Source organism: Mesorhizobium silamurunense, from assembly GCF_014843825.1.
Classification (GTDB): Bacteria; Pseudomonadota; Alphaproteobacteria; order Rhizobiales; family Rhizobiaceae; genus Mesorhizobium; species Mesorhizobium silamurunense.
This window is the reverse complement of record NZ_JHQR01000098.1, coordinates 34023-46320: the sequence shown is the minus strand read 5'-3', so window position 1 is coordinate 46320 and position 12298 is coordinate 34023. Positions and strand designations below refer to the sequence as shown.

Annotated in this window: 13 protein-coding genes, 1 pseudogene and 1 riboswitch; of the genes and pseudogenes, 12 read left to right on the top strand and 2 right to left on the bottom strand. The window is 64.6% G+C overall.

Translation table 11 applies throughout. The features are described from left to right. The 4 genes and pseudogenes from aroC to DH10_RS11790 all read left to right on the top strand — a co-directional run. Positions 1–709: chorismate synthase (aroC, locus tag DH10_RS11805; RefSeq protein ID WP_192384745.1), on the top strand; the 709-nt coding region annotated here is incomplete at its 5' end. A 91-nt stretch (positions 710–800) separates the two neighbouring features. Beyond that, positions 801–1901 (top strand): 3,4-dihydroxy-2-butanone-4-phosphate synthase, encoded by a 1101-nt coding sequence (gene ribB / locus DH10_RS11800; protein WP_192256717.1) that lies wholly within the window; start codon positions 801–803, stop codon positions 1899–1901. Between the two features lie 73 nt (positions 1902–1974). After that, positions 1975–2112: pseudogene (locus DH10_RS11795) on the top strand (TetR/AcrR family transcriptional regulator); the annotation flags it as partial. A gap of 257 nt (positions 2113–2369) precedes the next feature. Beyond that, complete coding sequence (locus DH10_RS11790) at positions 2370–3350, top strand: hypothetical protein (protein ID WP_192256719.1); 981 nt, start codon at positions 2370–2372, stop codon at positions 3348–3350. Between the two features lie 32 nt (positions 3351–3382). Here DH10_RS11790 and bluB read toward each other — a convergent pair whose 3' ends face one another. Then, complete coding sequence (gene bluB / locus DH10_RS11785) at positions 3383–4120, bottom strand: 5,6-dimethylbenzimidazole synthase (RefSeq protein ID WP_192256722.1); 738 nt, start codon at positions 4118–4120, stop codon at positions 3383–3385. Positions 4121–4163: 43 nt separating this feature from the next. After that, positions 4164–4340, bottom strand: a riboswitch (cobalamin riboswitch). 115 nt (positions 4341–4455) lie between these two features. On the opposite strand from bluB, the gene DH10_RS11780 reads away from it, so the two are divergent. From DH10_RS11780 to DH10_RS11755, 6 genes are all read left to right on the top strand, one after another. Continuing rightward, entirely contained in the window at positions 4456–5382 is a 927-nt protein-coding gene (locus DH10_RS11780) for a histone deacetylase family protein (protein WP_192256724.1), read from the top strand. Positions 5383–5385: 3 nt separating this feature from the next. Then, positions 5386–5637 carry an exodeoxyribonuclease VII small subunit gene (locus DH10_RS11775; RefSeq protein ID WP_095778033.1) on the top strand — a complete coding sequence of 84 codons (252 nt, stop codon included), beginning with the start codon at positions 5386–5388 and terminating at the stop codon, positions 5635–5637. A gap of 192 nt (positions 5638–5829) precedes the next feature. Next, positions 5830–6096, top strand: a complete 267-nt coding sequence (locus DH10_RS11770; protein WP_192256725.1) for a DUF2277 domain-containing protein — start codon at positions 5830–5832, stop codon at positions 6094–6096. Between the two features lie 7 nt (positions 6097–6103). After that, a complete protein-coding gene (locus DH10_RS11765; RefSeq protein WP_192256727.1) occupies positions 6104–7024 on the top strand; it encodes a pirin family protein in 921 nt (306 codons plus the stop codon). A 231-nt stretch (positions 7025–7255) separates the two neighbouring features. Next, entirely contained in the window at positions 7256–9169 is a 1914-nt protein-coding gene (gene dxs, locus DH10_RS11760) for a 1-deoxy-D-xylulose-5-phosphate synthase (RefSeq protein WP_192256729.1), read from the top strand. A gap of 208 nt (positions 9170–9377) precedes the next feature. After that, the gene (locus tag DH10_RS11755; RefSeq protein WP_192256731.1) at positions 9378–9662 is read left to right on the top strand and encodes a hypothetical protein; all 285 of its coding nucleotides are present in this window, start codon (positions 9378–9380) and stop codon (positions 9660–9662) included. Between the two features lie 58 nt (positions 9663–9720). Here the strand turns inward: DH10_RS11755 and DH10_RS11750 are convergent, their stop codons facing one another. After that, positions 9721–10122, bottom strand: coding sequence for a GFA family protein (locus DH10_RS11750; protein ID WP_192256733.1), 402 nt, complete (start codon positions 10120–10122; stop codon positions 9721–9723). A 106-nt stretch (positions 10123–10228) separates the two neighbouring features. Between DH10_RS11750 and DH10_RS11745 the strand changes: the two genes are divergently transcribed. Both DH10_RS11745 and DH10_RS11740 read left to right on the top strand, forming a co-directional pair. Continuing rightward, positions 10229–11002, top strand: a complete 774-nt coding sequence (locus tag DH10_RS11745; protein WP_192256735.1) for a TlyA family RNA methyltransferase — start codon at positions 10229–10231, stop codon at positions 11000–11002. Further along, complete coding sequence (locus DH10_RS11740) at positions 10999–12240, top strand: class I SAM-dependent RNA methyltransferase (protein WP_192256737.1); 1242 nt, start codon at positions 10999–11001, stop codon at positions 12238–12240. The genes DH10_RS11745 and DH10_RS11740 overlap by 4 nt, the downstream gene beginning before the upstream one ends. Positions 12241–12298 lie beyond the last annotated feature (58 nt).

Genomic DNA, 12298 nt, shown 5'->3' with positions numbered 1-12298 from the left:
GACCGCGGCGCGGGTGGCGGCCGGCGCGCTGGCCCGCAAGGTGGTGCCGGGCATGGTGGTACGCGGCGCGCTGGTCTCTATGGGCGAAAAAGCAATAGACCGTGCCAACTGGAACTGGAATTTCATCGGCGACGCCGGGAACCCGTTCTTCACGCCCGATCCGGCGTCGGTTCCCATCTTCGCCGCCTATCTCGACGGCATCCGCAAGGCGGGCTCCTCGGTCGGCGCGGTGATCGAGATCGTCGCCGACGGCGTGCCGGCAGGCCTCGGCGCGCCGATCTATGCCAAGCTCGACCAGGACATTGCCTCCGGCCTGATGTCCATCAACGCCGTCAAGGGCGTCGAGATCGGCAACGGCTTCGAGGCGGCGCGCATCACCGGCGAACAGAACGCCGACGAGATGCGCATCGGCAATGACGGCAAGCCGGTGTTTCTGTCGAACAATGCCGGCGGCATCCTGGGCGGCATCTCGACCGGGCAGGCGATCGTCGCCCGTTTCGCCGTCAAGCCGACCTCCTCGATCCTCACGCCGCGCAAATCCATCGACAAAGACGGCAAGGACGTCGAGGTCATGACCAAGGGCCGCCATGATCCGTGCGTCGGCATCCGCGCCGTGCCGATCGGCGAGGCCATGGTTGCCTGCGCGATCGCGGATCATTATCTGCGGCACAGAGGACAGACAGGGAAGGCAGTAGGCAGTAGGGATTAGGCAGTAGGCAGCATGCCAGCCCGAGACAGCCCTTTTCCTTCCCTACTGCCTATTGTCTAATTCCTATTCCCTGCGAGCGAAGCGAGCGCCTATGCCTTACGACCAGAAGAAGATCGTCGAAGCGATCCGCGCCTTTGAGCGCGGCGAGATCGTTGTCGTCATGGACGATGACGGGCGCGAGAACGAGGGCGACCTGATCGTCGCAGCCGTTCACTGCACGCCGGAAAAGATGGCCTTTATCGTCCGCAACACTTCCGGAATCGTCTGCACGCCGATGCTGCGCGAGGATGCGAGGCGGCTGAACCTTGCGCCCATGGTGGCCGACAACGATTCCGCGCACACCACCGCCTTCACCGTCAGCGTCGACTTCAAGCACGGCACCACGACGGGCATATCGGCCGACGACCGCACGCTGACCGTGCGCAACCTCGCCAACGGCAATGTCGGCGCCTCCGACTTCGTGCGCCCCGGCCACATATTCCCGCTGATCGCGCGTGAGGGCGGCGTGCTGATGCGCTCGGGCCATACCGAAGCCGCTGTAGACCTCTGCAAGCTCGCCGGACTGCCGCCGGTCGGCGTCATTTCCGAGCTGGTCAACGACGACGGCACCGTCAAGCGCGGGCCAGAGGTCCAGGCCTTCGCCGAAGAACATGACCTGAAGCAGGTTTCGGTCGCCGATCTCATCGCCTACCGCCAGCGCAAGGAAACGCTGGTCGAGCGGGTCGCCTGCTCCGACATCGACACGCCCGGCGGCAAGGCGCAGGTCTTCACCTACACGCTGCCCTGGGATTCCATGCACCATGTCGCGGTCGTCTTCGGCGACATCCGCGACGGCGAGGAGGTACCGGTGCGGCTGCATTCGGAAGATGTCGTGACCGACGTCTTCGGCACCAGCCACCGGTTGGACGGCATCATGAAGGCGATGGGCGAGCGCAAGCGCGGCGTCATCGTCTATCTGCGCGAAGGTTCCGTCGGCGTCGCCCATCAGGAGCGCAATCGGCCGAAGAGCAGCGACCGCGAGGATCATGAGGAAGCGCGTCGGCGCGAAAACGAGTGGCGCGAGATCGGTCTCGGCGCCCAGATCCTCAAGGATTTGGGCATTTCCTCGATCAACCTGATCGCCTCGCGCGAGCGCCACTATGTCGGCCTCGAAGGTTTCGGCATCCACATCGCGAAGACCGAGATTCTGTAGGCGAAGCAAAAAGGCCGGCTGAAAGAGCTGGCCCTTTTTGTCATTCGGCCGGAATGACCGCTTCGCCGCGGTCCAGACCGCGGCGCGTCTGATCAACGGCGCCAGCAGCCAGGCCTCGCAGCGCATCGCCAATTCGAAAGACCCTGCGGCGACGTCGAAGGAGGCGATAGCGGCGTTCAAGCAACTGCTCGAAGGATTAAAAAGCAAGTAGCATCCGGCACGCGGTGCTCTAGGCAATCGCCTAAGTCGGCGCTGCCCCTCACCCTAACCTCTCCCCGTGAAGGACGGGCACGCTAGCGCCGGAGCGTGACCCTTCTCCCCGTCCTTCACGGGAGAAGGTGCCGGCAGGCGGATGAGGGCAGCACTGTCTTCAACAATTGTCCCCCGCTCAAAATCGCTCCGACATTGACAATGGCAAGGGTGAGCGCATCCTTCCCGGCCATTCTCTGAGGTGGGAGAGTCGGGGCCATGTGGGACTTCAGCATCGGCCGGTCGGTGTCCATCATGATGCGGACATGGCCGTTCATCGTCTTTCGCATGATCGTCTATTTCGGCATCACGGTCGCCTACATCATGGCGACCGGTACCGGCGCCAGTGTTGGCTATGGCGTCGGCCATATCTCGACCGACCCCGACGGGCCGATGTCGTTTGCCTTGTGGGGCGGGGTTGTCGGCTTCGGCGTCGTCTCGATCGCCCTCTACTGGATCCGCGAATACATCCTCTATGCCCTGAAGGCCGGTCACATCGCCGTCATGGTCCATCTTATCGACGGCCACGATGTTCCGGACGGCCAGGGCCAGATCGCCTATGCGCGCGAGGTGGTGACCAAGCGCTTCGCCGAGGCCAACATCCTTTTTGTCGTCGACCAGCTGGTGAAGGGCGCCATCCGCGCCATCACCGGCCTGATCGGCGGCATCGCGGCATTCCTGCCCATTCCGGGCTTGAGCGGCATCGTCAGCTTCATCAACACGGTCATCCGCCTGTCGCTGACCTATGTCGATGAGATCATCCTCGGCTACAACATCCGCATCAATTCGAACTCGCCTTTCGAGACCGCCAGGCAAGGCGTCGTGCTCTACGCGCAGAACGGCAAGCACATGGTCAAGAACGCCGTCTGGTTGGCGGTGATCATGTGGGGTGTGTCCTTCGTCATCTTCCTGCTGATGCTTGCCCCGGCAGCCGCCATCCTCTGGGTGATGCCGGGGCAACTCGCCGGCTGGGCCTTCGTGCTGGCCATTGTCTTCGCCTGGGCCTTCAAGGCGGCCTTCATCGAACCCTTCGCCATCGCTTCGCTGATGCAGGTCTATTTCGCCACCATCGAAGGCCAGGTTCCCAATCCGGAGTGGGATCGGCGCCTGGCCGAGACCTCGTCCAAGTTCAGGGAGCTGCGCGACAAGGCGCTGGGCTCCTTCGGCGGCTCGCGCTGGGATACGCCGCGGACTGCTTGATCAGCAGCCCCTTGACCACGAAGGCAGGCTGATCACGGCTTCACCATTTCGCCGGAACCAAGGCGGGCAATTGCCGATTTGAGCGGCGCCTCGCCGGCGCCGCAAAAGGTCTCGCTCATCACCAGGTCGCCCAGTGGCAGGCGCTTGCCCCAGCCATGCGCTTCGAGATCCGGCCTCGGCGCGAATTCCGAAACGCGGCCGACGCAAAGATAGGCGATCGGCGTGACATGTTCGGGAATCGACAACAGCCGCTTCAGCGCCTCGGTATCGATGATGCTCACCCAGCCGACGCCGACGCCTTCGGCGCGCGCCGCCAGCCAGAAATTCTGCACCGCGCAGACGGTGCTATAGAGGTCCATTTCCGGATTGTGCCAGCGCCCGAGCGGCGAGTCTTTTGACCGTTGCCGGTCGCAGGTGATGCAAAGATTGAGCGCGCTTTCGCAGATGCCTTCGAGCTTCAGCTTGCGGTAGAGCGCCTGCCGCTCCGCCTCGATCGCCGGCAATTCCTGCTCGCGCGCGGCCAGAAAAAGGTCGCGCACCCGCCGACGCCTTGCCGCATCGCGGATGACGATGAAATTCCACGGCTGCATGTAGCCGACGGACGGCGCGTGATGCGCTGCGGTGAGCAGCCGCGCCAGCACGCCATCGTCGAGATCGTCGGCAACGAAATGGCTGCGCACGTCACGCCTGGTGAACATTGCCCGGTAGACCGCGTCGCGCGCCAATTGGTCAAAGTCGTCGCCGCCGGCGGCGGCCATTCGTGCCTGCATCGCTTGTCCCCTTGCGATAAGCAGTCCTCCGCCTGACCATGCGGACGACCATGTCTGCCGGGCCGGTCTTCTGGCTCGGGATCTACCCGCATCCGGCGCCTTCCCGTCTTGGACAGTGGCTTTGCCGGCGCGGTCCCCCTCACAGCGTTGGGCACGCCACGGATTTCAACCGTGTTCCCGATTCTCCCGCGTCGCGGGCACCAGGCAGCGGCAGGACTCTATCGCGAAGCTTAAGCCGCGCCAATGCCGCCTGCGACACGATCGGGCGCGATTTTCCCCAATCATTCGGCGCTGAAACATGGCTATCCGGGTGACAGGTGCCTAGATTAGGCTCCATGACCACTCGTCTTTACACCCATCCGGTATTCCTGGAACACCTCACGCCGTCCGGTCATCCCGAGCGGCCCGACCGTTTGCGCGCCATCGAGCGCGTGCTGGACGACGAGGCTTTTTCGGCCCTCGACCGCGTCAAGGCGCCGGAAGGCGACGAGGCAACCATCCTCTATGCGCATCCGGAAGATTTTGTTGCCCGCGTCCGCGCGGCCATCCCCGCGAGCGGTATCGTCTCGATCGACGCCGACACCAGCGCCAGTCCGAAAAGCTGGCAGGCCGCGGTGACGGCGATCGGCGCCGCCAATGCGGCGATCGACGATGTCTTCGAAGGCCGCGCCGCCAATGTCTTCGTCGCCGCTCGCCCGCCCGGCCATCATGCCGAAAAGACGACGGCGATGGGCTTTTGCCTGTTCAACACCGCGGCGATCGCCGCCCGTCATGCACAGAAGAAGCACCAGGCCGATCGCGTCGCCATCGTCGACTGGGACGTGCATCACGGTAACGGCACGCAAGACATTTTCTGGGACGATCCGTCGGTGCTCTATTGCTCGACGCACCAGATGCCGCTTTACCCGGGCACCGGCGCCAAGAGCGAAACCGGCGCCGGCAACATCGTCAACGCGCCGCTCGCGCCGAGCACCGGCAGCGACACGTTCCGCGACGCCTTCCTGTCGCGCGTGCTGCCGTCGATCGACGCTTTCAAGCCGGACCTGATCATCATTTCCGCGGGGTTCGATGCGCACCATCGCGATCCGCTGGCCGAGATCAACCTGACCGAGGATGATTTCGACTGGGCGACCGGTCAGTTGATGGACCGCGCCGGGCGCCACAGCGGCAACCGGCTCGTCAGTCTGCTGGAGGGCGGCTACGATCTGCAGGGACTGGCATTTTCGGTCGCCGCCCATGTCGGGCGGCTGATGAAGGGATGAATTATGGCTGATGAAGCTAATCAAGACGTCAAGGCGATGAGCTTCGAACAGGCGCTCGATGCGCTGGAGAAGATCGTCGATGACCTGGAGCGCGGCGACGTTCCTCTCGACCAGTCGATCAAGATCTACGAGCGCGGCGAGGCGCTGAAAGCCCATTGCGACCGGCTGCTCAAGGCGGCAGAGGACAAGGTCGAGAAGATCAGGCTGTCGCGCGACGGCAAGCCGGTGGGAACGGAGCCGCTCGACGCTGAGTAAGGTGTGCTGATATTCAGGTGAGGACGGCCTGCAAATGGCGGTCTCCTGCGCTTCCGGTGCTCACGTACTTTAAGTACGCTCCGCTCCGGTTCTCGGAAGCCATCATTTTCGGCTCGGACTGACCTGAATCTCAACACACCTCGGTGATAGTCCCAACCGGCGGGGACACGAAAAGACAGGAGGCCTGCAAGCATGTGCCGAAACATCAAGACCCTGTTCAATTTCGATCCGCCGGCGACCAATGACGAGGTCCATGACGCGGCATTGCAGTTCGTGCGCAAGCTGAGCGGCTCGACAAAGCCCTCCAAGCGCAACGAGCATGCGTTCCACCACGCCGTCGAGGCGATCGCCGCAGCCGCGCGCGAGTTGCTGGACTCGCTGGAGACGACACAGGAGCCACGCAATCGCGAGGAAGAGGCCGCCAAGGCGAAGGCGAGATCCGCCCTCCGTTTCGCGTGAGGCCGATATGAGCTTCTTCCCGGGTAACGATCCTGAGGCCGGCGACGCGTTTGCCTGCGACCAGATCGAGTTGATGGTCATCCCCAACGCCAAGGACATTGGCGGTTTCGAGGTCCGCCGTGCCTTGCCGACGGCAAAGCGCCGGCTGGTCGGCCCGTTCATCTTTTTCGACCGCATGGGCCCGGCGATCCTGCGCGCCGGCCACGCGATCGACGTGCGCCCGCATCCGCATATCGGGCTTTCCACCGTCACCTATCTGTTCGACGGCAAGATCAGGCATCGCGATTCGCTCGGCACCGAAATGGTGATCGCACCCGGCGACGTGAACCTGATGACCGCCGGCCGCGGCATCGTCCATTCGGAGCGCACGCCGGAAGAATTGCGCGGTGCGCCGATGTCTGTCTCCGGCCTGCAGACCTGGCTGGCGCTGCCGGATAGCAAGGAAGAGATCGCTCCAGTGTTCGAGAACACGTCGGTGATCCGCCTGCCCGAGATCGACGCCGAAGGCGTCAGTGGCCGCGTCGTCATCGGCGAATTTTCCGGGCTGCGCTCGCCGGTCGCGACCGCCTCGGAGACGCTCTATGCCGATTTGCGGCTGGCGGCGGGCGCCAGCGTGAAAATCCCCGCCGATGCCGAGGAGCGCGCCATCTATACACTGGAGGGCGAGGTTTTTATCGCCGGCGACCGCTTCCCGGCCGAGCGGCTTCTGGTGTTCAAACCGGGCGAGGAGATCGTCGTTTCGTCCGAGCGCGGCGCGCATTTCATGCTGTTCGGCGGAGCATCGCTCGGCTCCAAGCGTTATATCTGGTGGAATTTTGTTTCGTCCTCGAAAGAACGCATCGAGCAGGCCAAGGAAGAATGGAAGACGGGCCGCTTCGATATCGTTCCTGGCGATGAGGAAGAATTCATTCCGCTGCCGGAAGGTTAGAGCAGGATGGACATCCTACGCCGCCGCGTCACTGACACGCATTTACATTCGTCCTCCGGCGGCATATTTCGCGCATGATCGAGGCGCATATTTGTGAAGGTTGGAGCAATTCCAGGAAAAGTGTGAAACGGTTTTCCGTCTGGAATTGCGTGAAAACAAAGAGACAGAGCGGTCCCGTGAAACGGTTAACCGCTCTGATGCAAGGTTAAGATTTCAGCAGGCCGCACCAGAGTGAACCCGAAACCCGACACGCCGCTTCTCGACAAGGTCCGCATTCCCGCGGATTTGCGGGCGCTTGACGAGAGCGAGCTGCCGCAGCTGGCGACGGAACTGCGCGCCGAGCTGATCGATGCCGTGTCGCACACCGGCGGCCATCTCGGCGCCGGGCTGGGCGTCGTCGAACTGACGGTCGCGCTGCACTATGTCTTCAACACGCCGCAAGACCGGCTGATCTGGGATGTCGGCCATCAGGCCTATCCGCACAAGATCCTGACCGGCCGCCGCGACCGCATCCGCACGCTTCGCCAGGAGGGCGGTCTCTCCGGCTTCACCCGGCGGGCCGAGAGCGAATACGACCCCTTCGGCGCCGCGCATTCCTCGACCTCGATTTCCGCCGGCCTCGGCATGGCCATGGGCCGCGACCTTTCGGGCGGCCGCAACAATGTCATCTCCGTCATCGGCGACGGCGCGATGTCCGCCGGCATGGCCTACGAGGCGATGAACAACGCCGGCGCGCTCAATGCCCGCCTCATCGTCATCCTCAATGACAACGACATGTCGATCGCCCCGCCGACCGGCGCGATGAGCGCCTACCTGGCCCGGCTCGCCTCCGGCAAGGCCTATCTCGGCCTGCGCGATTTCGGCAAGAAGCTGACCTCCTATCTCGGCAAGCGCGCCGACAATGCCATCACGCGCGCCGTCGAGCACGCGCGCGGCTATGTCACCGGCGGCACGCTGTTCGAGGAGATGGGCTTTTTCCACATCGGCCCGATCGACGGACACAATCTCGAGCACCTGATCCCGGTGCTGAAGAACGTTCGCGACAATGCCGACGGCCCGGTGCTGATCCATGTCGTGACCCAGAAGGGCAAGGGCTACGCGCCGGCCGAAGCCGCCGCCGACAAATATCACGGCGTCAACAAGTTCGACGTCATCACCGGCGCGCAGGCCAAGGCGCCGGCCAACGCGCCGAGCTACACCAAGGTTTTCGCCGAGAGCCTGATCCAGGAAGCGCGCGAGGATGACCGTATCGTGGCGATCACCGCCGCCATGCCGAGCGGCACCGGCCTCGATCTGTTCGGCGAGGTGTTCCCGACCAGGACCTTCGATGTCGGTATTGCCGAGCAGCATGCGGTGACCTTCGCCGCCGGGCTCGCCACCGAGGGCTACAAGCCCTTCGCCGCCATCTATTCGACCTTCCTGCAGCGTGCCTACGACCAGGTCGTGCATGACGTGGCGATCCAGAAGCTGCCGGTGCGTTTCCCGATCGACCGTGCCGGCTTCGTCGGCGCCGATGGCGCCACCCATTGCGGCGCCTTCGACACGACCTTCCTGGCCTCGCTGCCAGGCTTCGTCGTCATGGCAGCCGCCGACGAGGCCGAGCTTCGCCACATGGTGCGCACGGCAGCCGACTACGACGGCGGCCCGATCGCCTTCCGCTATCCGCGCGGCAACGGTGTCGGCGTCGACATGCCGGAACGCGGCTCGGTGCTCGAAATCGGCAAGGGCCGTATCCTCAAGGAAGGCACCAAGGTGGCGCTTCTGTCCTTCGGCACGCGGCTGCAGGACTGCCTGCTGGCGGCGGAAGAGCTCGGTGCCGCGGGCCTTTCCACCACCGTTGCCGACGCCCGCTTCGCCAAGCCGCTGGACGAGGATCTCGTCCGCCGCCTCGCGCGCTCGCACGAGGTTCTTGTGACGGTTGAGGAGGGCGCGGTCGGCGGCTTCGCCAGCCACGTGCTGCATTTCCTCGCCCATGAAGGCCTGCTGGAAAACGGCCTCAAGGTGCGCCCACTGATCTTGCCCGACGAGTTCACCGATCACGCCAAGCCGGAGAAGATGTATGCCGACGCGGGCCTCGACACGGCCGGCATCGTGCGCACGGTCTTCGCCGCCCTTGGCCACGGCGTGCAGGCGCAGCGCGCCTGATCCGAATTCTCAACGTGCTGAATCGGTTTGCCGGATTCGGAAGCAATTCCCAGCAAAAGTGTGCGGCGGTTTTGCGTCCGGAATTGCGTTAAATCAGAATCATAAGTGTTTGTTAACGCTTTTGTTTGGCGGTTCGGTTACCCTGTCTTTTGGCCGATTTTCAACGGCGCCCTGCTAAGACCTTGGTCCCAGGCAGGGGATAAGAACAATGAAATCGTTCCTTTGCGGTATGGTCCTTGTGATGGCCATGGCCGCGCCGGTGGCAGCCGAAACGCGTTACGACCGCAACCTCGAAAAGGCGGTGATCGAGATCGTCGTCAGCAAGATGGGCAACATCCGCGGCGCCTTCTCCTACAAGCAGGCTCCCCAGTTGGTGGTGGTGCCGGAAGCCGCGCCGGCCGCTCCGGTTCCGATTGAGCCACGCAAGCAGGCCTCCAACAATGACGGCCTGATGCCGGCCGTCGAGCGCCCGGTCTCGCGGACGATTTTCTGATGCATGTCGCCCAAAAGTGCCCTGCGGTTTTGGGGCAACGACATGCATCAATTAAAAATCAGAACCACAGATCGCGCACGCAGCGGCCGTCGCGCGGCAGGTCGTCGAAGCTGTCGAGCCCGTCGAAATGGTCGATCGGCAGGTCGGCGACGGCCTCCGGCGGCGCCAGCCTGACGTTGACGGCGATGCGGGTGCGGCCGCTGGAGCCGGAACGCAGGCCGCGCCAGGCGAGAACGCAGGCGCAGGTCGGGCAGAACAGGATCTCGAGCGCCGGCTCGGCCACTTCGGCGCGTGTGTAGGAACGCATCGGCCCGGCGATGCGGATGCGCTCGTCGACATAGTCATAGGCCCAGAGCGTGCCGTAGCGGCGGCAAAGCGTGCAGTTGCAGGCCGTGATCGATCCCGGATCGCCTTCCAGGGTCCAGTGCGCGGCGCCGCAATGGCAGGTTCCTTTGAGCATTGCCTCCTCCTCAGGCTGGTGAAACGACCCCGCATTCTGCCGTGCCGCGCGCCATATTCAACACGCTGCCATTGCCTTCGCGACCAGCTTTCGCCAATGAAGGCCGATGAGTTCTCCTGTGCCAGCCAGAGCGCGCCTAAGGCTCGACGAACTGCTCGTCGCGCGCGGCCTGTTCGCCAGCCGTTCGCGCGCCCGCGACGCGATCGAGCGCGGCACCGTCGCCGTTGATGGCGCGGTTGCCCACAAGCCGGGCCAATCCGTTGCGCCGGATTGCGTCGTCGCCATCGACGACCCGGCGCAGGCCTATGTGTCGCGCGCGGCGCTGAAACTGATTGCCGGCCTCGATCATTTTGACCTTTCTCCCTCGGAGAGCGAGGCGCTCGACATCGGCGCCTCGACCGGCGGCTTCACCCAGGTTCTGCTTGAGCGTGGCGCCGCCCATGTCACGGCGATCGATGTTGGCCATGGCCAGATGCATCCCGATATCGCCGCCGACCCGCGCGTGACCGTGATCGAGGGGCTGAACGCCCGCGACCTCACGATAGCGGACCTCGGCGGCCGCGTTCCGGACTTCCTCGTTTGCGACGTCAGCTTCATTTCGCTGAAACTGGCGCTGCCGCCGGCGCTTGCGCTGGCCGGCGAGGGCGCCAGGGCGCTGCTTCTCGTCAAGCCGCAGTTCGAAGCCGGCCGCGAAGCGATCGGCAAGGGCGGGCTGCTCAAGGACCCGAGCGATGCCGAGCGCATTGCCGCCGGTTTGCGCGACTGGCTTGCCGCCATGCCGGACTGGCATGTGCTCGGCCTGCACCCGTCGCCGATCGAAGGCGGCGACGGCAATCGCGAATCCCTGCTTGCCGCGATCAAGGACGCGAAACCGCGATGAGCGCGCGCTTCACCATCGCCAGGCTCGGTTCGCAGGCAGACGGCATCGCCAATGCCGATGGCGGCGAGGTCTTCATCCCATTCACGCTGCCGGGCGAGACGGTCACCGCCGCGCGCCAGAAAGACCGCGCCACGCTGATGTCGGTGCTGGAAGCCTCGCCGCTCCGGGTCGATCCGCCCTGCCGCCATTTCACCGAATGCGGCGGCTGCGCGCTGCAGCACTTCGAAGCCGAGGCTTACCGGCAGTGGAAGCGCGAGCGGGTCATTCAGGCGTTGAAGGCCAAGGGCATCGCCGGCGCGGTCGACGCGCTGGTGCCGTGCGCGCCGCAGACCCGCCGCCGCGTCGTCTTCAGCGCAAGGCGTGGCGAGGCCGGCATGCTGCTCGGCTTCGTGCGCGCGCACTCCTCCGAAATCATCCCGATCGAGGAGTGCCCGATCTCGCTGCCGGTGATCGTTTCGTCGCTCGATCGCTTGCGCAGGCTCGCCGATCTGGTCTGCGCCACGCCGAAAGCCTTCCATATGACGGTTACCGTTACTGCCTCCGGCCTCGATGTTGCCGTCCAGGACGCGGGCAAGCTCGGCGAAAACCAGCGCCGTATCGCCTCGAATTTCGTTCTTGCGGAGGGCTTGGCGAGACTTTCGGTCGACGGCGAGGTGATTGTCGAGCCGAAGAAGCCGGTGGTGCAGTTCGGGTCAGTCGCCGTCGCCGTGCCGCCCGGCGCCTTCCTGCAGGCGACGGAGGCCGCCGAGCAGACGATGGCCGACCTCGTCGGCCAGCATCTGTCGCGCGCGAAAAAGGTCGCCGACCTTTTTGCAGGCTGCGGCAGCTTCTCGCTCCGGCTTGCGGCGAAGTCGGAGGTTCACGCCGTCGAGGGAGATGCGCCGGCCCTTGCGGCGCTCGATCGCGCCTTTCGTTTCGCCAGCGGCCTGAAGCGGGTGACCGTCGAACGCCGCGACCTCTTCCGCCGGCCGCTGACCTTCAAGGAATTGAACGGCTTCGACAGCCTGGTCTTCGATCCGCCGCGCGCCGGCGCGGAGGATCAGTCCAAGCAGATCGCCCGCTCGGACGTGCCGCTGGTCGCGGCCGTGTCCTGCAATCCGGTGACGCTGGCGCGGGACCTGCGCATCCTCCTCGACGGCGGCTATCAACTGAAGAGCGTGACGCCGATCGACCAGTTCCTGTGGTCGCCGCATGTCGAGGCCGTCGCGCTGCTGGAGAAGCCGAAGCGGCGGCGGTAGTTCACAAGCGGCGGTTCGCAAGAAATTTTGTGAAGCCTCTGTTCTTTCGACGAAATTG

Excerpts from the sequence above, each read along its gene's own strand:
- DH10_RS11770 (WP_192256725.1), top strand. The coding sequence starts at position 5,830 with ATGTGCCGAAACATCAAGACCCTGTTCAATTTCGATCCGCCGGCGACC.
- bluB (WP_192256722.1), bottom strand. The coding sequence starts at position 4,120 with ATGCAGGCACGAATGGCCGCCGCCGGCGGCGACGACTTTGACCAATTG.
- ribB (WP_192256717.1), top strand. The coding sequence starts at position 801 with ATGCCTTACGACCAGAAGAAGATCGTCGAAGCGATCCGCGCCTTTGAG.
- DH10_RS11755 (WP_192256731.1), top strand. The coding sequence starts at position 9,378 with ATGAAATCGTTCCTTTGCGGTATGGTCCTTGTGATGGCCATGGCCGCG.
- DH10_RS11745 (WP_192256735.1), top strand. The coding sequence starts at position 10,229 with ATGAGTTCTCCTGTGCCAGCCAGAGCGCGCCTAAGGCTCGACGAACTG.
- DH10_RS11740 (WP_192256737.1), top strand. The coding sequence starts at position 10,999 with ATGAGCGCGCGCTTCACCATCGCCAGGCTCGGTTCGCAGGCAGACGGC.
- DH10_RS11750 (WP_192256733.1), bottom strand. The coding sequence starts at position 10,122 with ATGCTCAAAGGAACCTGCCATTGCGGCGCCGCGCACTGGACCCTGGAA.
- DH10_RS11790 (WP_192256719.1), top strand. The coding sequence starts at position 2,370 with ATGTGGGACTTCAGCATCGGCCGGTCGGTGTCCATCATGATGCGGACA.
- DH10_RS11775 (WP_095778033.1), top strand. The coding sequence starts at position 5,386 with ATGGCTGATGAAGCTAATCAAGACGTCAAGGCGATGAGCTTCGAACAG.
- DH10_RS11780 (WP_192256724.1), top strand. The coding sequence starts at position 4,456 with ATGACCACTCGTCTTTACACCCATCCGGTATTCCTGGAACACCTCACG.
- DH10_RS11765 (WP_192256727.1), top strand. The coding sequence starts at position 6,104 with ATGAGCTTCTTCCCGGGTAACGATCCTGAGGCCGGCGACGCGTTTGCC.